This is a genomic window from Pseudomonas sp. B21-036 (assembly GCF_024748925.1).
Taxonomy (GTDB): domain Bacteria; phylum Pseudomonadota; class Gammaproteobacteria; order Pseudomonadales; family Pseudomonadaceae; genus Aquipseudomonas; species Aquipseudomonas palmensis.
Genome location: NZ_CP087178.1, coordinates 3,963,415 through 3,987,265, shown reverse-complemented (window position 1 = coordinate 3,987,265; position 23,851 = coordinate 3,963,415). Strand labels below are relative to the sequence as shown.

The window sequence follows — 23,851 nt, the reverse complement described above, 5'->3', positions numbered from 1 at the left end:
CAGGAGATCCATGATGACCCGCAGCACCGCCCACACCGAAGTCGTCCAGCGCCAGTTCGGCGAACAAGCCTCTGCCTACCTGAGCAGCGCCGTGCATGCCCAGGGTAGCGAATTCGCCCTGCTGCAGGCCGAGCTTGCCGGGCACGCCGACGCCCGCCTGCTGGACCTGGGCTGCGGTGCCGGTCACGTGAGCTTCCATGTCGCCCCGCTGGTGGCCGAAGTGGTCGCCTATGATCTGTCGCAGCAGATGCTCGACGTGGTCGGCGCCGCCGCCATCGAGCGCGGCTTGAACAACATCGTCACCGAGCGTGGCGCCGCCGAGCGCCTGCCGTTCGCCGACGCCTCGTTCGATTTCGTCTTCAGCCGCTACTCGGCGCACCACTGGAGCGACCTGGGCCTGGCCCTGCGCGAGGTACGCCGGGTGCTCAAGCCCGGCGGCGTGGCCGCGTTCGTCGACGTCATGTCGCCGGGCAGCCCGCTGCTCGACACCTACCTGCAAAGCGTCGAAGTACTGCGCGACACCAGCCACGTGCGCGATTATTCTGCCGGCGAGTGGCTGCAACAGGTCAGCGAAGCCGGCCTGTGCACCCGCAGCCACACGCGCCAGCGCCTGCGCCTGGAATACACCTCGTGGGTGGAGCGCATGCGCACCCCCGAGCCGATGCGTGCGGCGATTCGCCAGTTGCAGCAGGCGATGGGCGACGAAGTTCGCCAGCATTACCAGATAGAAGCCGATGGCTCCTTCAGCACCGACGTGATCGTGCTCTGGGCCCAACGCTGAGTTTTCCCCGGTACGCCAGTGCGGCGCACCGCTTGAATTGAATGATGAGGAACCCATGAGCAAGCAGATTCTGATTCTCCCAGGTGATGGCATCGGCCCGGAAATCATGGCCGAGGCGGTCAAGGTGCTGGAACTGGCCAACGACAAGTTCCAGCTCGGCTTCAGCCTGGCGCACGATGTGATCGGTGGCGCGGCCATCGACAAGCACGGCGTGCCGCTGGCCGACGAGACCCTGGAGCGTGCGCGCCAGGCCGACGCCGTGCTGCTGGGCGCGGTGGGCGGGCCGAAGTGGGACAAGATCGAGCGTGATATCCGCCCTGAGCGCGGCCTGCTGAAAATCCGTTCGCAACTGGGCCTGTTCGCCAACCTGCGTCCGGCCATTCTCTACCCGCAGCTGGCCGATGCGTCCTCGCTCAAGCCAGAAATCGTCGCCGGCCTGGATATCCTGATCGTGCGCGAGCTGACCGGCGGCATCTACTTCGGTGCGCCGCGCGGCACCCGCGAACTGGAAGGCGGCGAGCGCCAGGCCTACGACACCCTGCCGTACAGCGAGAGCGAAATACGCCGCATCGCCCGTGTCGGTTTCGACATGGCCCGCGTGCGCGGCAAGAAGCTGTGCTCGGTGGACAAGGCCAATGTGCTCGCCTCCAGCCAGCTGTGGCGTGAAATCGTCGAGGACGTGGCCAAGGACTACGCGGATGTCGAGCTCAGCCACATGTACGTCGACAACGCCGCCATGCAACTGGTGCGCGCGCCCAAGCAGTTCGACGTGATGGTCACCGACAACATGTTCGGCGACATCCTGTCGGATGAGGCTTCCATGCTCACCGGTTCCATCGGCATGCTGCCGTCGGCGTCACTGGATGCCAACAACAAGGGCATGTACGAGCCGTGCCACGGTTCGGCCCCGGACATCGCCGGGCAAGGCATCGCCAACCCGCTGGCGACCATCCTGTCGGTATCGATGATGCTGCGTTACAGCTTCAACCAGCAGGCGGCGGCCGAGGCCATCGAACAGGCCGTGAGCCTGGTGCTGGATCAGGGCCTGCGCACCGGCGACATCTGGTCGGCGGGCTGCAGCAAGGTAGGTACGCAGGAAATGGGCGACGCAGTAGTCGCAGCGCTGCGGAATCTGTAATCTCTCGGGCCCGCCGCTGGTTTCTTCCAGGCGGCGGCCCACTTTTAGCGAAGGTGTAGTTGCGATGAAACGTGTAGGTCTGATCGGTTGGCGCGGTATGGTCGGTTCCGTGCTCATGCAGCGGATGCTCGAAGAGCAGGATTTCGATCTGATCGAGCCGGTGTTCTTCACTACCTCCAATGTCGGGGGCCAGGGGCCATCCGTGGGCAAGGACATCGCTCCGCTCAAGGATGCGTACAGCATTGAAGAGCTCAAGACCCTCGATGTGATCCTGACCTGCCAGGGTGGCGACTACACCAACGAGGTGTTCCCCAAGCTGCGCGAAGCCGGCTGGCAGGGTTACTGGATCGATGCCGCTTCCAGCCTGCGCATGCAGGATGACGCGGTCATCGTGCTGGACCCGGTCAACCGCAAGGTCATCGACCAGCAGCTGGACGCCGGCACCAAGAACTACATCGGTGGCAACTGCACCGTCAGCCTGATGCTGATGGGCCTGGGCGGCCTGTTCGAAGCCGGCCTGGTCGAATGGATGAGCGCCATGACCTACCAGGCGGCCTCCGGCGCCGGCGCGCAGAACATGCGCGAGCTGATCAAGCAGATGGGCGCTACCCATGCGGCGGTTGCCGATGACCTGGCCAACCCGGCGGCGGCCATCCTCGACATCGACCGCAAGGTTGCCGAGGCCATGCGCAGCGACGCCTACCCGACCGAGAACTTCGGCGTGCCGCTGGCCGGCAGCCTGATCCCGTGGATCGACAAGGAACTGCCCAACGGACAGAGCCGTGAAGAGTGGAAGGCCCAGGCCGAGACCAACAAGATCCTGGGTCGTTTCAAGAACCCGATCCCGGTCGACGGCATCTGCGTGCGCATCGGCGCCATGCGTTGCCACAGCCAGGCGCTGACCATCAAGCTGAACAAGGACGTGCCGATCGCCGACATCGAAGGCATGATCAGCCAGCACAACCCCTGGGTGAAGCTGGTGCCGAACCAGCGCGAGATCAGCATGCAGGAGCTGAGCCCGACCAACGTCACCGGCACGCTGAACATCCCGGTAGGGCGTCTGCGCAAGCTGAACATGGGGTCGCAGTACCTGGGCGCCTTCACCGTGGGCGACCAGCTGCTGTGGGGCGCGGCCGAGCCGCTGCGTCGCATGCTGCGGATCCTGCTGGAACGTTGATCGCTGCTGCGCGGTAGAACAGGCCCCCTCGTCTTGCGACGCAGGGGGCTTTTTTGTGGTGGCCTGATGCCTTTGCCGGCACCGGGTGGTCTCGCTGCGGCAATCCGAGTAAAGTGCCGCTCCCCCCGTTCTGCCAGAGGCACTGTCCATGACTCAGACCTACGATATCGCCGTGATCGGCGCCACCGGCACCGTCGGCGAGACCCTGGTGCAAATCCTCGAGGAGCGCGATTTTCCCCTGGGCACCCTGCACCTGCTGGCCAGCAACGAGTCGGCGGGCAGCTCGGTGAACTACCGTGGCAAGAACCTGCGCGTGCGCGAAGTCGATGCCTTCGACTTCAGCCAGGTCAAGCTGGCGTTCTTCGCCGCAGGCCCTGCGGTTACCCGCAGTTTCGCCGCCAAGGCGCGTGCCGCCGGGTGTGCGGTGATCGATCTGTCCGGCGCGCTGTCGGCCGAACAGGTGGCAGCAGTGGTGCCCGAGGCCAATCCACAGGCTATCGACAGTCAGAGCCTGCCCGTGCAACTGGTCAGCCCGAGCGCTGCCGCGGTTGCCCTGGCGGTGGTGCTGGCCCCGCTCAAGCACCTGCTGGAACTGGAACGGGTCAACGTGACGGCGTGCATGGCGGTGTCGGCACAGGGCCGCGAGGCGGTGGGCGAACTGGCCCGGCAAACTGCCGAGTTGCTCAATGCGCGTCCGCTGGAGCCGCGCTTCTTCGATCGCCAGGTGGCGTTCAACCTGCTGGCCCAGGTGGGTACCAGCGACAGCGAGGGCCATGGCGCGCTGGAACGTCGCCTGGTGAGTGAGCTGCGCGAGTTGCTTGGCCTGCCTTCGCTGAAGATTTCCGTGACCTGTGTTCAAGTCCCGGTGTTTTTCGGCGATAGCTACACTGTGGCCGTGCACAGTCGCAAGGCGGTCGATCTGGCGGCGGTGAACGCCGTGCTGGAGCACGCCGACAGTGTCGAACTGGTGGAGGCGGGTGACTACCCGACCCCGGTCGGCGATGCGGTGGCCCAGGATGTGGTGTATGTCGGGCGGGTGCGTGGCGGTGTCGACGAAGCCGAACAGCTCAATCTCTGGCTGACCACCGACAACGTGCGCAAAGGCGCGGCGTTGAACGCCGTACAGCTGGCGGAGTTGTTGATAAAACACCTTGCGTAAAAGATACTTGGCGACGATTTGCACATTGTTTCTGAAATACTGGAAGTGAGCGGCCGTCACGCGCTTGCGGGGCACCTTGCCAACATGATCCGGTGGTCATGCCAGTCAAATGCCTCACGGCGGTTTTTCACTTTCTTCTCGGTAGCCGGGGAAGGTTCATACAAAGGATGAGGTCATGCTTCGAATTCGCAAACTGGTGTTAGCAATAGCCGCGGCATCGGCGCTGTCCTCGGGTATGGCGCATGCGCTGGGGCTGGGCGAGCTGACCCTCAAGTCGGGGCAGAACCAGCCGCTGGATGCCGAGATCGAATTGCTCGATGTGCGTGACCTCACTCCCGCCGAAGTGGTGCCCAGCCTGGCGCCGGCCGAAGAGTTCAGCAAGGCCGGGGTCGAACGCCAGGCGTACCTCAACGACCTGACCTTCACCCCGGTGATCAACCCCAGTGGCAAGAGCGTGCTGCGGGTGACCTCCAGTCAGCCGCTGCCGGCCCCTATGGTCAAGTTCCTGGTGCAGGTGATGTGGCCCCAGGGCCGCCTGCTGCGCGACTACAGCGTACTGATCGACGCCTCCAAATTCTCTCCCGAAGCGGCCCAGGCGGCTTCGGGCGTCACCCCTGCGGTGACCGCGCCCGCCCGCCACACCACCGTGCGTCGCGACACCTTGTGGCAGATTGCCGCCAAGGCGCGCCAGGGTGGATCGGTGCAGCAGACCATGCTGGCGATCCAGGCGCTCAACCCCGATGCCTTCTACAACGGCAACATCAACCAGCTCAAGGTTGGCCAGGTACTGCGTCTGCCCGACCAGCAGCAGATCGCCGCCATCCCCCAGGGCCAGGCCGTCAAGGAAGTGGCCGAGCAGTATGCGGCCTGGCGTGAGGGGCGCCGTCTGGGCCCGCGTGCGCGCCAGCTCGACGCCACCCGGCGTGACGCGGCCGGCGCCGCCCCGGCGCGTATCGCCCAGCAGGACAACCTCAAGCTGGTGGCACCCGGCGGCAAAGGTGCGGCTGGCGACAGCAAGGCCCTGGCCGACAAGCTGGCGATGGCCGAAGAGAGCCTCGACACCACCCGGCGTGACAACGCCGAGCTGAAAAGCCGTGTGGCGGATCTGCAGAGCCAGCTGGACAAGCTGCAGCGCCTGATCGAACTGAAGAACGACCAGCTGGCGCGCCTGGAAGCCCAGAGCGCCGCGCCGGCGAGCGTGCCTGCGCCCGAGCAGCCGGCGATCGATGCCCAGTTGCAGCAGGCGGTACCGAGCGAAGCGGTGGTGTCCCCGGCGCCGGCTGCCGTGGATACCGCGCCGGTGGCCGAAACGCCGCCGGCTGCCGTTACCCCGAGCGATTCGGACAAGATGCTCGACGACCTGCTGGGCAACAGCTGGCTGCTGGCGCTGATCGCAGGTTCAGCCTTGTTGGTGCTGTTGTTGCTTCTGCTGCTGTTGGCGCGCAAGCGTCGTGCCCAGCAGGAGGCTGAAAAGCACATGCGCATGGCGCGAGCCCTGGCCGAGGAAAGCGACCTGGGCCTGGGGCCGGACATGGACCTGCCGCAAAGCAGTTTCGAGGGCCTGGAGGTCTCCGCGCCGAGCGTGACCCTGGCGCCGGGTGTGGTGGCGGCCTCCGCTGCAGCGGCTGCGGCTGCCGAGGTAGCACCCGCCTATGACAGGCTGGACCCGGAGTCCGAACTGGAGCTGGAGCCGGAATTCGAGCCCAAGCCGGTCCCCGTGGTCCAGCCCGCGCCCGAGCCGGTAGAGGTTCCGTCTCCGGCCCCGGCTGCGGTGGTGGCACCGGCCGTCATCGCGCCTGCCATGCAGGCACCGGCCGAGGACGCCCCCGCGCCAAATGATGATGCCCTGCTGGCGGAAGTCGACCTGAGCATTGCCCGCGGTCGTCTGAACCATGCCGCCGAGCTGCTGGAGCCTGCGGTGGAGCAGGCCCCCGAGCGCGCCGACCTGCGCCTGAAGCTGATGGAAGTCTATGCCCGCCAGGGCGACCGTGACGCCTTTGTCGGCCACGAGCGCCAACTGGTTGCCAATGGTCAGAACCACGCCGATGTCGAATCGCTCAAGCAGCGTTACCCGGCCATGCTCGGCGTGGCCGCAGCGGGCGTCAGCGCTGCGGCCCTGGCTGCCGAGCTGGATGCCCAGTATGTGCAGGACCTGCTGCAGGACGACCCGCAGCCCGAGCCGGCAATCGAGTTGCCGGGCGAAGACGACCTGGACAGCGCCTTCGACCTGAGCCTGGATGACCTGGAGGGGTTGGAAGGCCTTGAAGACCTCGAAGGTCTCGAGGGCCTGGCAGACCTTCAGATCGATGATCCGCAGGCCCCGCAGGCCACGCCGCCTGCCGATATCGCGGCGCTCGACGACCTCGATTTCGATACCCTGCTGCAAGAGCAGACCCAGGCCCAGGCCCAGGCCGAGACGCCAGCGCCGCACGTGCCCGACGTGCAGGAGCAGGCAGTGACTGAAGTGCCGGCCGAGACACCCGCCGAGGTGCCTGCCGAGCCGATGCCCGAACCTGCACCGGTCGAGCCTGAGCCAATCCTGGATGACCTGTCCGACTTCGACCTCGACATGGGCGCCGACCTTGCGCCACCGGCGCCTGAAGCTGCACCCGCCGCTACGCCTGAAGCGCCACTGGATATCGAGGCCCAGTTGGCCGCGTTCGATGACTCACTGGGGCTGGACGACAGCTTCCCGGACCTGGCCGATGATTTCGACCTGTCCCTGGCCGACGAGCCGGACCCGCTGGATGCCAGCTTTGCCGCCGAGCTGGACGACGTCAACGCCGAGCTCGACAAGCTCTCGCAGAACCTCGAGCAGCCTTCCATCGCGCCGCACTTCACCGCCGAAGATGCCTCGGACCTGATGCTCGACGAGCCGGAGTTCGACTACCTCTCCGGTACCGACGAAGCCGCCACCAAGCTCGATCTGGCACGTGCCTACATCGACATGGGCGACAACGACGGCGCCCGCGAGATACTCGATGAAGTGATGAAGGAAGGTACCGAGACCCAGCGCAAGGAAGCCATCGAACTGCGTTCGCAGATGAGCTGAACGCCCACCTGAAAGGCCAACGGCAGCCCTCGTGGCTGCCGTTGTCGTTATAATCCGCGCCATTGCGTAAACCGACAGGCTGTATCCCCTTGGAAATCATCGATAACGCCGCAGCCGAAATGGCCGCCGAAGGCTTTTTCAGAATCGCGCTGGGCGTGGAATACAAAGGCACCCGCTACCGTGGCTGGCAACGCCAGGCCAGTGGCGTGCCGAGCGTGCAGCAGACCCTCGAGGAGGCGCTGTCGAAGGTCGCCGACTCGCCAGTGTCGCTGCAGTGCGCCGGGCGTACCGATGCCGGCGTGCATGCCAGCGGCCAGGTGGTGCATTTCGACACGCGGGCGGTGCGCAGCATGAAGGCCTGGACCATGGGCGCCAACATCAACCTGCCGCATGACGTCAGCGTGTCTTGGGCCAGGCAGATGCCGGCGCACTTTCACGCGCGCTTCAAGGCCATTGCCCGGCGCTACCGCTACGTGATCTACAACGACCAGATCCGCCCGGCGCACCTGGGCGACCAGGTTACCTGGAATCACCGCCCACTCGATGCCGGGCGCATGGCCGAAGCCGCAGCCTACCTGGTGGGCACCCATGACTTCAGCGCCTACCGCGCCGGCCAGTGCCAGGCCAAGTCGCCGATCAAGCAGATCCATCACCTGCGGGTGAGCCGGCATGGGCGCATGATCGTGCTGGATATCCGTGCCAGCGCCTTCCTGCACCACATGGTGCGCAACATTGCCGGCGTGCTGATGACCATCGGCGCCGGCGAGCGTCCGCCCGAGTGGGCCAGGGAAGTGCTCGAAAGCCGCGTGCGTCGTACCGGCGGGGTGACCGCGCACCCGTTCGGGCTGTACCTGGTGCAGGTGGAATACCATGACGAGTTCGAACTGCCCGAGCGTTTCATCGGGCCACATTTCCTTACGGGTTACGAGTCGTTGACGGCTGACGGCCCGCAAGGCATTTGCTAACATCCGGAGCTTTCCGGTTCAGCTGAGGTTCACAGGCCATGTCCGCCGTTCGCAGCAAGATCTGCGGGATTACCCGCATCGAGGATGCGCTGGCCGCGGCCGAGGCGGGCGCCGACGCCATCGGGCTGGTGTTCTACGCCAGAAGTCCGCGGGCGGTGAACGTGCAGCAGGCGCGGGCGATCATCGCTGCACTGCCGCCCTTCGTCACCACCGTGGGCCTGTTCGTCAACGCCAGCCGCTGTGAGCTCAACGAGATCCTCGACGCCGTGCCGCTGGACCTGCTGCAGTTTCATGGCGACGAAACCCCGGCCGACTGCGACGGCTACCACCGTCCCTGGATCAAGGCCCTGCGGGTTCGCCCCGGGGATGACCTGGAGGCCGGCTGCCAGCAGTACGCCAAGGCCAGCGGCATCCTCCTCGACACTTTCGTGGCCGGCGTTCCGGGTGGAACCGGCGAGGCGTTCGACTGGTCCCTGATACCCGAGCACCTGAGCAAGCCGATCATCCTGGCTGGCGGCCTCTCGGCCGACAATGTCGGGGCGGCCATCGCCCAGGTGCGTCCTTACGCAGTGGACGTCAGTGGTGGGGTGGAGCAGGCCAAGGGCATCAAGGACCCGGCCCGCATCGAGGCGTTCATGCGCGCGGTGCGCCAGGCGTGAGGGGCGGGCGAATGCTCGATGTGACGGCTGGCGGTGCGCCATCGTCCATAGCTTTCGCAGCCCGTTGCTGCCGGATCGCGCCCACGGGCCGATCGAAATTACCGGGTGGCGCCACCGGCGTCGCCTTTACAGGTTGACGATGAAGCTGGGGCAGGGTGGTACCGCGCTGAACGCGCACCGCCGGCCACGTTTCATCATCGCGTCATACACGAATTGAGCTCAAGGGCATACGCGTGACCCGGCAACTTTTGCCTGCCGGTCGCCGCTACTGGAGAAAGAAAGCATGAGCAACTGGTTGGTAGACAAACTGATCCCTTCGATCATGCGTTCCGAGGTGAAGAAGAGCTCGGTACCCGAAGGGTTGTGGCACAAATGCCCGTCCTGCGAGGCCGTGCTGTATCGTCCGGAGCTGGAAAAGACCCTGGATGTGTGCCCCAAGTGCAATCACCACATGCGCATCGGCGCACGTGCACGCATCGACATCTTCCTCGACGCCGAAGGCCGCAATGAGCTGGGTGCCGACCTGGAGCCGGTCGACCGCCTGAAGTTCCGCGACGGCAAGAAGTACAAGGACCGCCTGGTTGCTGCGCAGAAGCAGACCGGCGAAAAGGACGCCCTGGTTTCCATGAGCGGTACCCTGCTGGGCATGCCGGTGGTGGTCAGTGCGTTCGAGTTCTCCTTCATGGGCGGTTCGATGGGTGCCATCGTCGGCGAGCGTTTCGTGCGTGCCGCCAACTATGCCCTGGAAAACCGTTGTCCGATGGTCTGCTTCTCGGCCTCGGGCGGCGCGCGCATGCAGGAAGCGCTGATCTCGCTGATGCAGATGGCCAAGACCTCCGCCGTGCTGGCGCGCCTGCGCGAAGAAGGCATTCCGTTCATCTCGGTTCTCACCGACCCTGTTTACGGCGGCGTTTCGGCCAGCCTGGCAATGCTCGGCGACGTGATCGTGGGCGAGCCCAAGGCGCTGATCGGCTTTGCCGGCCCACGGGTTATCGAACAGACCGTGCGCGAAAAACTGCCTGAAGGCTTTCAGCGCAGCGAGTTCCTGCTGGAGCATGGTGCCATCGACATGATCATCGCCCGATCCGAACTGCGCCCGCGCCTGGGCAATCTGCTGGCACAGATGATGGGCCTGCCGACGCCGAAGTTCGTCGCCCCCGTGATCGAGCCGATCGTGGTACCACCGGTGCCTGCCAACGTATGACCCAGCGCACCCTGGGCGAGTGGCTCGCCTACCTCGAGCAGTTGCACCCGTCGACAATCGACATGGGCCTGGAGCGTTCGCGGCAGGTCGCAACGCGCCTCGGGCTGGGCCAGCCCGCGCCTCGGGTGATTACCGTTACCGGCACCAATGGCAAGGGCTCTACCTGTGCCTTCGTGGCCAGCCTGCTGCAGGCCCAGGGCCTGAAGGTCGGGGTCTACAGCTCGCCGCACCTGCTGCGCTACAACGAGCGGGTGCAGATCGACGGCCAGCAGGCCAGCGATGCGCAGCTGTGCCAGGCATTCGCCGCCGTCGAAGCGGCGCGTGGCGAGACCTCCCTGACCTACTTCGAGGCCGGTACCCTGGCGGCGTTCTGGCTGTTCCAGCAGTCGGCGCTGGACGCCGTGGTGCTTGAAGTGGGCCTGGGCGGGCGGCTCGACACCGTCAACCTGGTGGACGCCGACCTTGCCGTGGTCACCAGTATCGGTGTCGACCATTGCGATTTCCTTGGCGATACCCGTGAGTCGGTGGCCTTCGAGAAGGCCGGGATTTTCCGTGCCGGCAAGCCGGCGCTGTGTGGCGACCTCGACCCGCCGCAGCCGCTGCTGGACAAGGCACGCGAACTAGGCTGCCGGTTCCTGCTGCGCGGACGCGACTTCGACCTGTCCAGCACCGACCAGTACTGGCAGTGGCGGGGCGTGGATGCGCACGGCAATGCCGTCGAGCTGCACGACCTGCCGTTGCTTGATCTGCCCATGGAAAACGCGGCGCTGGCGTTGCAGACCTACCTGCTGACCGGCCTGCCCTGGAGTGCCGCGCAGATCGCCCAGGCACTGCGCGACACCCGTATCGTCGGGCGCCTCGACCGTCGCCAGTTCATCTGGCAGGGCAAGCACCTGAGCATTCTGCTCGACGTCGGCCATAATCCACATGCGGCCCAGTACCTCGCTCAGCGCCTGGCTTCGCGCCCGGTGGCCGGCAGGCGCCTGGCGGTGTTCGGCCTGCTGGCCGACAAGGACCTGGCCGGGGTGATCGAACCGCTGCATGCGCAAGTGGCCCACTGGGCGGTCGCGCCACTGGATACCGCCCGCAGCCGGCCTGCAAGCGAGTTGCAGGCCGCGTTGCAGAACCTTGGCGCCGACGTGAAGTCGTATGCAAGCGTCGCCGACGCCCTTGACGGGCAGTGCGCGCAAGCGACGGCAGGCGACCAGATCCTGCTGTTCGGATCATTTTTCTGTGTCGGCGAGGCCCTGCAGTGGCTGAGCCGGCAGACCATGGAGGACGGGGCAAATGGCGTTGCTGGATAAAGTCGTCAAGCAGCGGATGGTGGGCGCGCTGGTGCTGGTGGCACTGGCGGTGATCTTCCTGCCGATGCTGTTCACCCGTGAGGACGAGCTGCGCCAGGTGCATGTCGAGGCGCCCGCCGCCCCGGCTGTGCCGGCCTTGCCGCAGGTGCAGGTGGAACCGGTGGAGGTGCCCGAGCCGCAGGTGATCCAGGATGAGGCGCTCACCGCCCAGGAACCCAGCGCACCGAGCACGCCCATTGCCCCGGCACCGGTGGTGACTGCACCCACCCCAGCGCCCGCCGCGCCGGTGACGGAGGCCAAGCCGGCCACGCCTGCGCCGGTCAGCAAGCCTGCGGCGGCCCCGGCCAAGCCGGTTGCCAGTGCACCTGCCAAGGTCGATGGCAATGGCCTGCCGGTGAGCTGGTCGGTGCAACTGGCCAGCCTGTCCAACCGCGCCAATGCCGAGAACCTGCAGAAAACCCTGCGCAGCCAGGGCTACAACGCCTATATTCGCTCGGCCGAAGGTACCAACCGGGTGTTCGTCGGGCCGCTGATCGAGCGTGCCGAAGCCGAGCGCCTGCGCGATGTGATCAACCGCCAGCAGAACCTCAAGGGTTTTGTGGTGCGCTTCCAGCCCGAACGTAGCTGACCCGCCCGCCGTCCGGCCGCCGCCGGACGGCAAATCACCGCTTACCGATAGCCCACCGCTCTGGTAAAATGCGCCGCCTTATCCGTTTGCAGGCAGCACTGTGGCATTTACCTGGGTCGACTGGGCGATTCTCGCGATCATCGCCGTTTCTTCGCTGATCAGTCTCAAGCGCGGTTTCGTCAAGGAAGCCTTGTCGCTGCTTACCTGGATCATCGCCGGTGCGGTCGCCTGGATGTTCGGTGGCGGTATCTCGCAGTACCTTGAAGGCTACATCCAGACGCCGTCGGCGCGGGTGATAGCCGGATGTGCCATTCTTTTCGTCGCCACCTTGCTGGTGGGGGCAATGATCAATTTTCTGATCGGCGAGCTGATTCGCGTCACCGGGTTGTCCGGGACCGATCGCTTCCTGGGCATGGCGTTCGGCGCCGCTCGCGGGGCCCTGCTCGTCGTGGTGGCGGTCGGGCTGCTGAGCCTGGGGCCGGTACAACAGGACCCGTGGTGGCAGGAGTCTCGCCTGCTGCCACAATTTCTATTGGTGGCTGACTGGTCGAAAAACCTCATTCTGGGGCTGACCAGCCAGTGGCTAGCCAGCGGAATCAGCGCACCGGCTGATCTCCCGTTTCAAGAACAGTTGCTTGGGCCCAAAGCGCCCTGAGTGCTGATCCGTCAAGTTTCATAATGTAGGGGTTGCGTCGCATGTGTGGCATCGTCGGTATCGTCGGTAAGTCGAACGTCAATCAGGCGCTGTATGACGCGCTAACCGTGCTCCAGCACCGCGGCCAGGATGCTGCCGGTATCGTTACAAGCCATGATGGCCGACTATTCCTGCGCAAGGACAACGGCCTGGTACGTGACGTGTTCCAGCAGCGTCACATGCAGCGTCTGGTGGGCCACATGGGCATCGGTCATGTGCGCTACCCGACTGCGGGCAGCTCGACCTCGGCCGAGGCCCAGCCGTTCTACGTCAACTCGCCGTATGGCATCACCTTGGCGCACAACGGCAACCTGACCAACGTGGAGCAACTGGCCAAGGAGATCTACGAGTCCGACCTGCGCCACGTCAACACCAACTCCGACTCCGAAGTGCTGCTCAACGTATTCGCCCATGAGCTGGCGGTGCGCGGCAAGCTGCAACCGACCGAGGAAGACGTGTTCGCCGCCGTGACCGACGTGCACAACCGTTGCGTGGGTGGCTACGCGGTGGTGGCGATGATCACCGGCTACGGCATCGTCGGCTTCCGCGATCCGAACGGCATCCGCCCGATCGTGTTCGGCCAGCGTCACACCGACGAAGGCGTCGAATACATGATCGCCTCCGAAAGCGTCTCGCTGGACGTGCTCGGCTTCACCCTGATCCGCGACCTGGCGCCGGGCGAAGCGGTGTACATCACCGAAGAAGGCAAGCTGCACACCCGCCAGTGCGCCATCGCGCCCAAGCTTTCCCCCTGCATCTTCGAGCACGTTTACCTGGCCCGCCCGGATTCGATCATCGACGGTGTGTCGGTGTACAAGGCGCGCCTGCGCATGGGCGAGAAGCTTGCCGAGAAGATCCTGCGCGAGCGTCCCGAGCACGACATCGACGTGGTCATCCCGATTCCCGACACCAGCCGTACCGCGGCGCTGGAACTGGCCAACCACCTGGGCGTGAAGTTCCGTGAAGGCTTCGTCAAGAACCGCTACATCGGCCGTACCTTCATCATGCCCGGCCAGGCCGCGCGCAAGAAGTCGGTACGCCAGAAGCTCAATGCCATCGAGCTGGAGTTCCGCGGCAAGAACGTGATGCTGGTCGACGACTCGATCGTGCGCGGCACCACCTGCAAGCAGATCATCCAGATGGCCCGCGAAGCCGGCGCGAAGAACGTCTACTTCTGCTCCGCCGCGCCAGCGGTGCGTTTCCCCAACGTCTACGGCATCGACATGCCGAGCGCTCATGAACTGATCGCGCACAACCGCAGCACCCAGGACGTGGCCGAACTGATCGGCGCCGACTGGCTGGTCTACCAGGACCTGCCGGACCTGATCGAGGCTGTAGGTGGTGGCAAGATCAAGATCGAGCATTTTGATTGCGCGGTATTCGATGGCCAGTACGTGACTGGCGACATCGACGCCGCCTACCTGGACAAGATCGAGCAGGCGCGCAACGACGCCTCCAAGGTCAAGAACCAGGCGGTCAGCGCGATCATCGACCTTTACAACAACTGACAAGGGGAGCAACGGCATGACACAGCAATGGGATGCCGGGCGCCTGGACAGCGACCTCGATGGGGTCGCTTTCGATACGCTGGCGGTACGCGCCGGCCAGCATCGCACGCCGGAAGGTGAGCACAGCGACCCGCTGTTCTTCACCTCCAGCTACGTGTTCCGTACGGCGGCCGATGCCGCTGCGCGGTTCGCCGGCGAGGTTCCAGGCAACGTCTATTCGCGCTACACCAACCCGACCGTAAGGGCCTTCGAGGAGCGCATCGCCGCCCTGGAAGGCGCCGAGCAGGCGGTCGCCACCTCCACAGGCATGTCCGCGATCCTGTCGCTGGTGATGGCCTTGTGCAGCGCTGGCGACCATGTGCTGGTCTCGCAGAGCGTGTTCGGTTCGACCATCAGCCTGTTCGAGAAGTACTTCAAGCGCTTCGGCGTGCAGGTGGACTACGTGCCGCTGGCCAACCTGGCTGGCTGGGAACAGGCGATCAAGCCCAATACCAGGCTGCTGTTCGTCGAGTCGCCGTCCAATCCGCTGGCCGAGCTGGTGGACATCGGCGCGCTGGCCGAGATCGCCCATGCCCGGGGCGCGCTGCTGGTGGTGGACAACTGCTTCAGCACTCCGGCCCTGCAACAGCCATTGAAGCTGGGCGCGGACATCGTCATGCATTCGGCGACCAAGTTCATCGACGGCCAGGGGCGCTGCATGGGCGGCGTGGTCGCCGGGCGCAACGAGCACATGAAGGAAGTGGTGGGCTTTCTGCGTACTGCGGGGCCGACGCTGAGCCCGTTCAACGCCTGGGTGTTCCTCAAGGGCCTGGAAACGCTGAACCTGCGCATGCGCGCCCACTGCGCCAATGCCCAGGCCCTGGCCGAGTGGCTGGAGCAGCAGGACGGTGTCGAGAAGGTGCATTACGCCGGCCTGCCAAGCCACCCGCAGCACGAGCTGGCCAAGCGCCAGATGCGCGGCTTCGGTGCGGTGGTGAGCTTCGAGGTCAAGGGTGGCAAGGAGGGCGCATGGCGCTTTATCGACGCCACGCGGCTGATTTCGATCACCGCCAACCTGGGTGACAGCAAGACCACCATCACCCACCCGGCCACCACCTCCCACGGCCGTCTGGCGCCGCAGGAGCGAGAGGCCGCCGGGATTCGCGACAGCCTGATCAGGGTTGCCGTGGGCCTGGAAGACGTGGGCGACCTGCAGGCCGACCTGGCGCGCGGTCTGGCGGCGCTGTGATCGACTGGTCGGTGAGCGAGAGCAGCCACAACGGGCGTGTGGCGCTGGTAACCGGCGCTGCACGCGGGATCGGCCTGGGCATCGCGGCCTGGCTGATCAGCGAGGGCTGGCAAGTGGTGCTCACCGACCTGGATCGGGCCCGTGGCGCGAAGGTGGCCAAGGTGCTCGGTGACAACGCCTGGTTCGTCGGCATGGACGTGGCCGACGAGGCCCAGGTGACGGTGGGCGTGGCCGAGGTGCTGGGGCAGTTCGGACGCCTGGATGCGCTGGTGTGCAACGCGGCAATTGCCGACCCGCACAATACCACCCTCGAAAGCCTCAGCCTGAACCACTGGAACCGCGTGCTGGCGGTCAACCTGGGTGGCCCGATGCTGCTGGCCAAGCACTGTGCGCCTTACCTGCGCGCGCATTGCGGCGCCATCGTCAACCTGGTGTCCACCCGTGCGGCACAGTCCGAACCCGATACCGAGGCCTATGCTGCGAGCAAGGGCGGGCTGCTGGCCCTGACCCACGCACTGGCCATGAGCCTGGGCCCGGAGATCCGCGTCAACGCTGTCAGCCCTGGCTGGATCGATGCGCGGGACCCTTCGCTGCGCCGTGCCGAGCCCTTGAGCGAGGCCGACCATGCGCAGCACCCGGCGGGCAGGGTAGGAACCGTGGAAGATGTGGCGGCGATGGTGGCATGGCTGTTGTCGCGCAACGCGGGTTTTGTCACCGGCCAGGAGTTCGTGGTGGACGGTGGCATGACCAAGAAGATGATTTACACGTAAGCGGCAGGCTTCACGCGACACGCTGCAAGAACCTGTGCAATCGGCTTTTGATTCTGCTTTTACTTGCAGCTTGTTGATTGAAGCCTGCAGCTGTTTTTTTACGAAAGTGAAAAAAACTTCAACACTGGTATTGACTTAGGTTCGATACCTGCGTAAATTTCACCACCTCAGCGAAGCACACGGGTGATTAGCTCAGCCGGGAGAGCATCTGCCTTACAAGCAGAGGGTCGGCGGTTCGATCCCGTCATCACCCACCACTTCCTGAGATGTTCCTGGCCCGACACTTTCGAAAGACGGTGTTACCAGAGAGGAACAGGACGCAAGTCCACTATGCGCAGCGGTAGTTCAGTCGGTTAGAATACCGGCCTGTCACGCCGGGGGTCGCGGGTTCGAGTCCCGTCCGCTGCGCCACTTTTCTCCAGATCGGTTCAACAACCGGTTTGAGGTCCGAAGCCAAGGCTTCAGGCCAGATCCCAGTTTCAAACAGGTGAAAGCCTGTGCGATACGCAGCGGTAGTTCAGTCGGTTAGAATACCGGCCTGTCACGCCGGGGGTCGCGGGTTCGAGTCCCGTCCGCTGCGCCATATCCGCCTCGAGGCCCTTGAACTCCTCGAAGCAACAAAAAAAGCGACCTTAGGGTCGCTTTTTTTGTGCCTGCAGAAAAGCCTGGCCGCCAAGGCTGGCACCTGCTGGCGACGTACTGCCTGCAGGTGCCGGCCTTGCTGGCGAAAGAATATGCCCCTCAGACCTTGAAGCGCGAAAGCAGCCCTTGCAGCTCAGTGCCCAGGCGCGCCAGCTCTGCCGCCGAGGTGGCAGTGTGCGCCGAGGCGGTGGACGTCTGTTCGGCCACATCACGCACACTGATCACGCTGCGACCGATCTCTTCGGCTACCGCGCTCTGCTGTTCGGCGGCGGTCGCGATCTGCAAGTTCATGGCCTGGATGTGCGTGACCGTGTGTGTGATGGCCTGCAGCTCCACGCCTGCCTCATTGGCCAGCCCGACTGTCGTACCGACCATGCCCTGGCTGGTGTGCATGCGTTCTGCAGCCCTCTGCGCACCCTGCTGCAATGACCCGATCAATGTCTCGATCTCTGCGGTGGACTGCTGGGTGCGTTGGGCCAGCCCGCGCACCTCATCGGCCACCACGGCGAAGCCACGCCCGGCCTCGCCGGCACGTGCCGCCTCGATGGCGGCGTTGAGCGCCAGCAGGTTGGTCTGCTCGGCGATGGCATTGATCACCGTCATCACACTGCCGATGCGTTCGCTCTCTTCGGACAACCTGCCGACGGCGTCGGCGGAGGTGCCGATGTCGTCGGCCAACTGGTCGATCTGGGTCAGTGCGCGCTGTACCACCAGATTGCCCTGGCTGGCCTGGCTGTTGGCCTGGCGGGTGGCGGTACTGGCCTGCTCGGCATTGCGCGCCACTTCCTGCACCGTGGCTACCATTTCGCTCATGGCCGTGGCGACCTGGTCGGTCTCCAGTTTCTGGCTGTCGACGCCGGCACGGGTCTGTTCGGTGATGGCCGAGAGCTGCTCGGCCGCCGCTGACAACTGAGCGGTAACGGTGCCTACCTGGCCCAGCACACCGCGCAGGTTGTCGCCGCTTTGGGAGAGGGCTTGGAGCAACTGGCCAAACTCGTCACGGCGCAGCTCGCTGCTGTTATCCCTCAGGTCGCCGGCACCGATACGACGCGCGATCACTACGGCCTGCTGCAACGGCTGGGTGATCTGGCGGATGATCACCCAGCCGATCGCACCGCCCAGCAGCATGGCGCCAACCAGCAGCCCGAGCATCAGCGCACGGCTGTGGCTGGACTCGTCGACGCTGAGCTGATTCTGGCGTGCGATCAGCGTATTGATCGCTTCCAGGCTGGTTTCGATATTGCTCACCAGCACCGTACGGCTGCGGGCCTGCTGCTCGACATCGCGGGCAAAGCGCTCGGCCAGTTGCAGGTACTGGTCCAGGTCGGAGGGCAATCTACCCAGTTGCGGGTGACGGCTGCCCAGGCGCTTCACGCTGTCATTGGCGCGCGTGTGGGCCTCACGCACCGTGTCCAGGCGTTTGGTGCTGCCCTCGCGCATCATGGCCAGGCTGTTCTGGCGCAGGTCGCTCAGGGCGTCGTTGAGGGTGGCAAGGTCGCGACGGACGTTACTGGCGTCGTCCTGGTACAGCGCCTGGGTCAGTGTACGTACATCGTTCTGCAGGCTGCTTCCCAGGCGTTCGGAATCGGCCTGGATGCGGCCTATGTCCTGCTGGGCGGTTTGCAGCTGGCGAAACTGCTGCATGTAGCCCTGCATGTTTTCCAGCACGTGTTGCAACTGCTGCCTGGACACTGCGTCGTCCAGGCGCTGGAGGTTCTCCTCGATCAGCGCCACCAGGGTGCTGTAAGAGGTGTTCAATTGCGCCGCAAGGTTTTCATCGCCGTGGTGTTCATACGACAGGCGCGCGGCGCGAATGTCATTGGTGTGGTCGAGCACGTGATTGACCGACACCAGCCGATCGGCACGGGTGGTCAGGGTGTTGAGGCTGCGAATGCCGATCACGGCGAGGAGCGCCATCAGCAGCACGATACTCGCGAAACCGAGGGCCAGCTTCACTTTCACCGATATGTTTTTCACCTTGAATGCTCCTGGGTCGATGGTCAGTGGCTGACGTAGTGGCGTATTGCCATTTTCTGTCGCATGCCGGGCCAGTATCGATGGGCTCAAGGTGTAGCGGGGAGTCAGACATTTCCCGGTATGACGTGGGAAAGCTGGTTAAATAGTGAGCGAAAAAAATCGCGACCAATGGTTCAGGACGGCTGTGTAGTGCAGGCCAGCCGCTGTGCAGGTGAAATTTAGTGCCGGATCGCCCGGTTGCGGTTTCAGTCATCTGCGGATGTGATGCACAATAGGCGCCGACCGTTTTTCGCAGGATTTTCAATGTCAAAGTCAACCGTCTTCACTGCGCTCGGGCTGGCCCTTGTGCTGGCGGGCGTTGCCGGCTGTTCCTCGAAGAAAGCCGCCATCTACGAACACGAGAACTTCGACGACTCGGGCACCTTCTCGCGCAGCTTTCCGGTCAGCGAAGCAGGTACCTGCGAGGCTGCCCGGCGCGCGCTGCTCAGCCAGGGCTACATCATCACCACCAGCGAACCGGGCCAGGTCAATGGCAACAAGAGCTTCCAGCAGACGGGCGACTCGCACCTGCAGATCAGCTTCAACGTGGTCTGTGCCAACGACACCGGTTCCGGTCAGCGCTCGACCATGTTCGCCAATGCCCTGCAGGACCGTTATGCGCTGAAAAAATCCAACACTTCGGCCAGCCTCGGGGTGGGTGTGCTGGGGTCGGTGTCGATGCCGATCGGCTCGTCGGACGACTCCATGGTCAAAGTGGCCAGCGAAACGGTGACCTCGCCCAAGTTCTACGAGCGCTACTTTGCGTTGGTCGAGAGTTTCCTGCCCAAGCCGAGCAAGAAGGCAAAGGTCGAGCCCAAGGCCGAACCCTCCAAGCCGGCTCTCGACCTGGGAGTGCCCGAACCTGCGCCTGCTGCGCCAAGCGCTCCGGCCGTCGAGGCTGCGCCGGTGCAGCCTCCGGCCCCTGCGGCACCTGCCGAGGTCGCAGCGCCGGTGGTGGCGGTACCGGCAGCGCAAGCGCCGGCTGCACCGCTGGTCGACGACAGCAAGAGCTCGCAGCCTGTGGCGCCGCCCCAGGATGCGGCGCCGATCACGGTCGAACAGACTGCACCGCCCACCGAGCCTGCCGCCGCACCGGCGCAGCCTCCAGCGGCCCCGACGGCCGACGCGCCTGCGCCGCTGTGACGCATCGGATAAATCATCGATTGCCTGCTACGTTTATCTCAATGGGCTGAGCGCTTGTAATTTTCGCTGGCTTGCCAGCGAAGGGCGAGCCACCTTGCGCCAGCCTGTCACGTCACGGTCATTTTTTCTTCACCTGGGCACTTTAGGGTGAAGCACGACTCAATGACATGATCGAGAAAACCAAGGAGCAGGCAATGGACGACTATCAAGAAGAGCTGCTGGAATACCGCGCATTCGAACTCGACCCGCCAGAGCCGGCCGAAGACGCTACCGAGCTCTGATCGGGCTCATGCGCCCCGCCGCTGGCTGCGGCGAAAGTCCCCCGGCGTCACGCCGTTCCAGCGCTTGAATGCGCGCTGAAAGGCCTCTGCCGACGCAAACCCCAGCAGGTAGGCTATTTCGCCAAAGGCCAGCTCCGTGTCGCGGATGTAGGTCACAGCCAGATCGCGGCGCGTGTCGTTCAGAATCGCCCGAAACTGCGTGCCTTCCTCGGCCAGCTTGCGCCGTAAGGTCCAAGTGGGCAGTTGCAGCTGCGCCGCCACTTCACCCAGGTCCGGTTCACGTCCGCCGTTGAGCAACGGCCCCAGCAGATGGGCGATACGCTCAGCCAGGCTGCGCATGCGCGTGCGCTCCGCCAGTTCCTGCTCGCATAGCTGCAACAGGTGCTGCCAGGTGCTGGGGCAATGGGCCGGGTTGCGCAGCGCCAGGCTGGCGCGGTCCAGGCGCAACTGATTATGTGTGGCCCCGAACTGCACCGGGCTGCTGCACAGGGCCTGGTAACGGTCGGCATAGGCGGGCGCGCAAAACTCGATCTCCATGCGCTCTGCCTGCACTGCCACCCCCACCAGCCCCGACAGTTGTGCCAGCCAGCCGGCCAGTACCGAGTCGACCACGAAGCGGTTGTAGTCGTTGTACGGGCTGATCGAATAGAAGCGCAGCCAGGCGCCCTGATTGTCCTCATGGAGGCTGGACTGGCCACGGTAGTTGGCGGCGTACAGCGGCTCGAAACGCACCAGCGTACGCGCGGCCTCGCCCAGGGTAGGGGCCTGGGCGGCGGCTACACCGGCCAGGCCGGCCTGGTTCAGGCGGCTCAGGCGGCCCATGTGCAAGCCCAGCGCCGGTTCGTTGCTGAGTGCAATGGCGGCATGCCCCAGGTGCATGTAGCGCGGAATCGACAGGCGCGCACCGGCTTCGGCCAGCCGTGCAGGCACAAGCCCGTAGCGTTGCAGAAGGGGGGCCGGATCATGCCCCAGTTGCTGCAGCGCCTGCGCAAGGCTCTGGATGAACCCCACCGACAGATCCCCCAGGCGTACCCGTGGTCGGTTCATCGGTTACAGCCAGAGGTTGAGCAGGCGCGCGCCGGGATGACTGCTGGCACTGACGTAGTGCCCGTCGCGGCTGGTGAAGCCCAGGCCGTCGCCGGCAATTTCCCAGAACTGGCCGCGCAGGAACACGCTCAGCAGGGCGGTATCGGCGCTTTGGCCGTGGCCGATCAGGCGCTGCCAGGCCTGGCCTTCCTCGACCTGGCCGGCCTTGAGCGGCAGGCTCACGGCCATCGGCTGGTGGCGGTTGCCGCGCCAGGGGGCGGTCCAGCTGTCTCGGCCGCTGATGAAGGCGGGTACCGCGATCAGTTGTGCCGACTGCGCGGCCAGTTGCTGGTAGTTGGCCGGGTACCAGCTGTCGCTGCCCACCAATACGCCGAGGCGGCCTGCGGGTGTATCGAATACTTGCAGCGGATAGGCATCGCCGCTGCGGATGAAGCGGCGCACTTCACTGTCGGGGTATTGCTGGCGTTGCGGCTGGCCGATCACCTTGCCGTCGCTGGCGAATACCACGCCGTTGTTGTACAGCGCGCCGCTGCCACTGTGAAGGATGCCTTGCTCTGCATACGGCGTGGGCAGCACGATGGAACCGGCCACCAGGGTCACGCCGAACTCCCTGGCCAGGCCGCCGAACAGTTGCTGGTAGTCGGCTGCCATCTGCGTGGCCTTCATGCGCAGGTGCGCATCGGCGCGGCGGTCGTCGCCCTCGGCGTTGAACATCGCCAGCCCGTAGCGCAGCGGGTTGCTCAGCTCCAGCCATTGCCAGGCCTCCTGCAGGCGGGTGACCTGGTACAGCTCTTTCTTTTCGCCGCGGGCCCAGAGCCAGGTGCCGATATGCTCGGGCAGCACCACGATCGTGCGCGGGCCGACCAGGCCCTGGGTGCGAGCGTGTTCAAGGTAGGCGGCGAGCTTGCGGTGCAGCAGGGCCAGGTTCTGGTAGTCGCCCGGATACAGCAGTGGCTCGATGCCCAGCAGATTGCCCTTGTCGGCGGGCACGCCCTGGTTCAGCGCCACTTCAACACGAAGGTCGGACAGGTAGTGGCCGGCCGGGCGTTGTTCGGTCCACAGGCCATAGCCCAGGAGCATGGCAGTCAGAACAAGCGCCAGGGCGCCAAGCAGAAGTTTTCGCATGGAATCAGATGTATGTCCGCAGTTGCGTCGAGGGTACTGGAAACAGGGGGTTGGTGAAACATATCCTGCTCGCACTGGGCCCTGAGCCGAAGCATAGGACAGCTGCAGGCGTCTTAAATACTGGCGCACTTGCTATTTGCCATGGCGGATCTATCGTCGTTGTTACAGCCTTCCAAAGGATTGGCATCATGACGATACGGCTGGTCAGACTGCTGGTCATGGGCGGGGCCGCGCTGCTCGCATCCTGTGCGCTGTTCAACCCTTATGTGCAGAGTATCGCGCCTGAAACAAAGACTGCCACTGGCTCGCAACTGGCCAGCAAGATCCGCATGGAGCTCCAGGGCAAGACCAACGGATTGGCCTACTGGCAGTCGGGATCGTCATTGGCGCTGGCAGGTGCGCTGGGTCTTGGGGGCTACAAGGCCGTCACTGCAGGCAACGGTCACCAGGTGGCAGCGCTTGCGGCTGGCAGTGCATCGCTCTATGGTTTTTCCGCTGCGCAGTACAAACCCACCAGAGAGCAGCTTTATCACCGTGGCGTGCAAGCGGTGATGTGTGTCGAGTCGATATACGAGCGGGCCAGCCTGGAGGAGGGTAACGAGCTGATAAGGCGCATCGCCCAGCTGAAGGCTGGCTCTGGAGCCGTGTCGATTACCAATGCCTACTCGTTGTATGGCGCGATTTCCAGGGCGAAGGCATTCGACAGGGTGTACAAGGAGAAACTGGTCGAAATCGTCGCGGCGCTCAATAACTACCTGGCTGCATTGCAGCCTGCCCCTGAGGTGACGTACCGGATCATCTCCGACGCGATCGGGTCACGGCCGGTTCCCCCGCCGGACGGCACGAAGAACGCGTGGTCAGCCGGCCTGGCGCCTATTTCCATCAATGGACGTTTCAATGCCCAGCAGCAGCTCCAGGCGGCCTTGCTGGCCGATGAGGCCAATGAATGGATTGCGCGCATCTACACCACTGCACCGGGCTTTGACAGTGATGCTCCCGGTTGCAACCCGTTTCAGGGGCAAGTGCCCTCGATCAAAGGGCTGCCATCCGGATCCACACTGGACATGGTGGCAGGCGGGCAGGAGCGCTTTCTGATCCTGAACTCCTCCGGCGACCTGCGCATCACCTACGCAACCCAGGACTCAGCCGATCAGGGCGCTGCCGAAGTCAGGGTGATTACTGAAAACAGAAGCTACTGGGTGGAGGTCAAGGCGCTCAGGCAGACCCAGAAACCGCTGAAGGCCTATCTGACGGATAGCCAGAAGGGCGAAGTCACCATCGACTTCTACATCAGTATCTCCGCCGCTCCTGCGGCTGGTCCTTGAGCTGG

General features: G+C 64.8%; 19 protein-coding genes, 3 tRNA genes and 1 pseudogene. 19 read left to right on the top strand and 4 right to left on the bottom strand.

What is annotated here, in order from left to right; translation table 11 throughout:
* The first annotated feature begins 13 nt into the window (after positions 1-13).
* From LOY33_RS17890 to LOY33_RS17810, 17 genes are all read left to right on the top strand, one after another.
* Positions 14-781 carry a class I SAM-dependent methyltransferase gene (locus LOY33_RS17890; protein ID WP_043862852.1) on the top strand — a complete coding sequence of 256 codons (768 nt, stop codon included), beginning with the start codon at positions 14-16 and terminating at the stop codon, positions 779-781.
* A gap of 55 nt (positions 782-836) precedes the next feature.
* Entirely contained in the window at positions 837-1,919 is a 1,083-nt protein-coding gene (gene leuB, locus LOY33_RS17885; protein WP_043862851.1) for a 3-isopropylmalate dehydrogenase, read from the top strand.
* A gap of 64 nt (positions 1,920-1,983) precedes the next feature.
* Positions 1,984-3,096: an aspartate-semialdehyde dehydrogenase gene (asd, locus tag LOY33_RS17880; protein ID WP_043862850.1), complete on the top strand. Its 1,113-nt coding sequence runs from the start codon at positions 1,984-1,986 to the stop codon at positions 3,094-3,096.
* Between the two features lie 148 nt (positions 3,097-3,244).
* Complete coding sequence (locus LOY33_RS17875; RefSeq protein ID WP_043862849.1) at positions 3,245-4,255, top strand: aspartate-semialdehyde dehydrogenase; 1,011 nt, start codon at positions 3,245-3,247, stop codon at positions 4,253-4,255.
* Between the two features lie 175 nt (positions 4,256-4,430).
* A complete protein-coding gene (locus LOY33_RS17870; protein WP_258659467.1) occupies positions 4,431-7,307 on the top strand; it encodes a FimV/HubP family polar landmark protein in 2,877 nt (958 codons plus the stop codon).
* Positions 7,308-7,426: 119 nt separating this feature from the next.
* Positions 7,427-8,272 carry a tRNA pseudouridine(38-40) synthase TruA gene (gene truA, locus LOY33_RS17865; protein WP_054916657.1) on the top strand — a complete coding sequence of 282 codons (846 nt, stop codon included), beginning with the start codon at positions 7,427-7,429 and terminating at the stop codon, positions 8,270-8,272.
* 38 nt (positions 8,273-8,310) lie between these two features.
* Entirely contained in the window at positions 8,311-8,931 is a 621-nt protein-coding gene (locus tag LOY33_RS17860) for a phosphoribosylanthranilate isomerase (protein ID WP_054916652.1), read from the top strand.
* A 283-nt stretch (positions 8,932-9,214) separates the two neighbouring features.
* On the top strand, positions 9,215-10,135 hold the full coding sequence (gene accD / locus LOY33_RS17855) for an acetyl-CoA carboxylase, carboxyltransferase subunit beta (RefSeq protein ID WP_043862846.1): 921 nt from the start codon (positions 9,215-9,217) through the stop codon (positions 10,133-10,135).
* The gene (folC, locus tag LOY33_RS17850; RefSeq protein ID WP_213606041.1) at positions 10,132-11,439 is read left to right on the top strand and encodes a bifunctional tetrahydrofolate synthase/dihydrofolate synthase; all 1,308 of its coding nucleotides are present in this window, start codon (positions 10,132-10,134) and stop codon (positions 11,437-11,439) included. Before accD ends, folC begins: the two co-directional genes overlap by 4 nt.
* Positions 11,423-12,067, top strand: a complete 645-nt coding sequence (locus tag LOY33_RS17845; RefSeq protein ID WP_043862844.1) for an SPOR domain-containing protein — start codon at positions 11,423-11,425, stop codon at positions 12,065-12,067. The genes folC and LOY33_RS17845 overlap by 17 nt, the downstream gene beginning before the upstream one ends.
* Before the next feature lie 100 nt (positions 12,068-12,167).
* Entirely contained in the window at positions 12,168-12,722 is a 555-nt protein-coding gene (locus tag LOY33_RS17840; protein WP_043862843.1) for a CvpA family protein, read from the top strand.
* Positions 12,723-12,763: 41 nt separating this feature from the next.
* Positions 12,764-14,269: an amidophosphoribosyltransferase gene (purF, locus tag LOY33_RS17835; RefSeq protein ID WP_043862842.1), complete on the top strand. Its 1,506-nt coding sequence runs from the start codon at positions 12,764-12,766 to the stop codon at positions 14,267-14,269.
* Positions 14,270-14,285: 16 nt separating this feature from the next.
* Positions 14,286-15,497 carry an O-succinylhomoserine sulfhydrylase gene (locus LOY33_RS17830; RefSeq protein ID WP_043862841.1) on the top strand — a complete coding sequence of 404 codons (1,212 nt, stop codon included), beginning with the start codon at positions 14,286-14,288 and terminating at the stop codon, positions 15,495-15,497.
* Between the two features lie 11 nt (positions 15,498-15,508).
* Positions 15,509-16,267 carry an SDR family oxidoreductase gene (locus LOY33_RS17825; protein WP_167400232.1) on the top strand — a complete coding sequence of 253 codons (759 nt, stop codon included), beginning with the start codon at positions 15,509-15,511 and terminating at the stop codon, positions 16,265-16,267.
* A gap of 181 nt (positions 16,268-16,448) precedes the next feature.
* A tRNA-Val gene (locus tag LOY33_RS17820) sits at positions 16,449-16,524 on the top strand.
* A 77-nt stretch (positions 16,525-16,601) separates the two neighbouring features.
* Positions 16,602-16,678 (top strand) — tRNA-Asp (locus LOY33_RS17815).
* Between the two features lie 95 nt (positions 16,679-16,773).
* Positions 16,774-16,850: transfer RNA gene (locus LOY33_RS17810), tRNA-Asp, on the top strand.
* A gap of 158 nt (positions 16,851-17,008) precedes the next feature.
* On the opposite strand, the gene LOY33_RS26135 is transcribed toward LOY33_RS17810, so the two are convergent.
* Both LOY33_RS26135 and LOY33_RS26130 read right to left on the bottom strand, forming a co-directional pair.
* Positions 17,009-17,851, bottom strand: coding sequence for a methyl-accepting chemotaxis protein (locus LOY33_RS26135; RefSeq protein ID WP_408980707.1), 843 nt, complete (start codon positions 17,849-17,851; stop codon positions 17,009-17,011).
* A 15-nt stretch (positions 17,852-17,866) separates the two neighbouring features.
* Positions 17,867-18,826 (bottom strand): annotated as a pseudogene (locus tag LOY33_RS26130) (methyl-accepting chemotaxis protein); the annotation flags it as partial.
* A gap of 363 nt (positions 18,827-19,189) precedes the next feature.
* On the opposite strand from LOY33_RS26130, the gene LOY33_RS17800 reads away from it, so the two are divergent.
* Entirely contained in the window at positions 19,190-20,068 is an 879-nt protein-coding gene (locus tag LOY33_RS17800) for a DUF2242 domain-containing protein (RefSeq protein WP_258659465.1), read from the top strand.
* Positions 20,069-20,355: 287 nt separating this feature from the next.
* On the opposite strand, the gene LOY33_RS17795 is transcribed toward LOY33_RS17800, so the two are convergent.
* Together LOY33_RS17795 and LOY33_RS17790 are read right to left on the bottom strand one after the other, a co-directional pair.
* Positions 20,356-21,396, bottom strand: coding sequence for an AraC family transcriptional regulator (locus LOY33_RS17795; RefSeq protein WP_043862838.1), 1,041 nt, complete (start codon positions 21,394-21,396; stop codon positions 20,356-20,358).
* Between the two features lie 3 nt (positions 21,397-21,399).
* Positions 21,400-22,521 (bottom strand): carbon-nitrogen hydrolase family protein, encoded by a 1,122-nt coding sequence (locus LOY33_RS17790; protein WP_078479725.1) that lies wholly within the window; start codon positions 22,519-22,521, stop codon positions 21,400-21,402.
* Between the two features lie 188 nt (positions 22,522-22,709).
* Here LOY33_RS17790 and LOY33_RS17785 point away from each other — a divergent pair, with 188 nt between their 5' ends.
* The gene (locus LOY33_RS17785) at positions 22,710-23,846 is read left to right on the top strand and encodes a hypothetical protein (RefSeq protein WP_258659464.1); all 1,137 of its coding nucleotides are present in this window, start codon (positions 22,710-22,712) and stop codon (positions 23,844-23,846) included.
* The last annotated feature ends 5 nt before the right edge of the window (positions 23,847-23,851 follow it).

What these genes read in the sequence shown, in the direction of transcription:
- LOY33_RS17830 (WP_043862841.1), top strand. Translation starts at nt 14,286, where the DNA reads ATGACACAGCAATGGGATGCCGGGCGCCTGGACAGCGACCTCGATGGG.
- LOY33_RS17875 (WP_043862849.1), top strand. Translation starts at nt 3,245, where the DNA reads ATGACTCAGACCTACGATATCGCCGTGATCGGCGCCACCGGCACCGTC.
- leuB (WP_043862851.1), top strand. Translation starts at nt 837, where the DNA reads ATGAGCAAGCAGATTCTGATTCTCCCAGGTGATGGCATCGGCCCGGAA.
- LOY33_RS17870 (WP_258659467.1), top strand. Translation starts at nt 4,431, where the DNA reads ATGCTTCGAATTCGCAAACTGGTGTTAGCAATAGCCGCGGCATCGGCG.
- LOY33_RS17795 (WP_043862838.1), bottom strand. Translation starts at nt 21,396, where the DNA reads ATGAACCGACCACGGGTACGCCTGGGGGATCTGTCGGTGGGGTTCATC.
- LOY33_RS17800 (WP_258659465.1), top strand. Translation starts at nt 19,190, where the DNA reads ATGTCAAAGTCAACCGTCTTCACTGCGCTCGGGCTGGCCCTTGTGCTG.
- LOY33_RS17890 (WP_043862852.1), top strand. Translation starts at nt 14, where the DNA reads ATGACCCGCAGCACCGCCCACACCGAAGTCGTCCAGCGCCAGTTCGGC.
- LOY33_RS17785 (WP_258659464.1), top strand. Translation starts at nt 22,710, where the DNA reads ATGACGATACGGCTGGTCAGACTGCTGGTCATGGGCGGGGCCGCGCTG.
- LOY33_RS17860 (WP_054916652.1), top strand. Translation starts at nt 8,311, where the DNA reads ATGTCCGCCGTTCGCAGCAAGATCTGCGGGATTACCCGCATCGAGGAT.
- asd (WP_043862850.1), top strand. Translation starts at nt 1,984, where the DNA reads ATGAAACGTGTAGGTCTGATCGGTTGGCGCGGTATGGTCGGTTCCGTG.
- LOY33_RS17845 (WP_043862844.1), top strand. Translation starts at nt 11,423, where the DNA reads ATGGCGTTGCTGGATAAAGTCGTCAAGCAGCGGATGGTGGGCGCGCTG.
- folC (WP_213606041.1), top strand. Translation starts at nt 10,132, where the DNA reads ATGACCCAGCGCACCCTGGGCGAGTGGCTCGCCTACCTCGAGCAGTTG.
- accD (WP_043862846.1), top strand. Translation starts at nt 9,215, where the DNA reads ATGAGCAACTGGTTGGTAGACAAACTGATCCCTTCGATCATGCGTTCC.
- LOY33_RS17790 (WP_078479725.1), bottom strand. Translation starts at nt 22,521, where the DNA reads ATGCGAAAACTTCTGCTTGGCGCCCTGGCGCTTGTTCTGACTGCCATG.
- purF (WP_043862842.1), top strand. Translation starts at nt 12,764, where the DNA reads ATGTGTGGCATCGTCGGTATCGTCGGTAAGTCGAACGTCAATCAGGCG.
- truA (WP_054916657.1), top strand. Translation starts at nt 7,427, where the DNA reads ATGGCCGCCGAAGGCTTTTTCAGAATCGCGCTGGGCGTGGAATACAAA.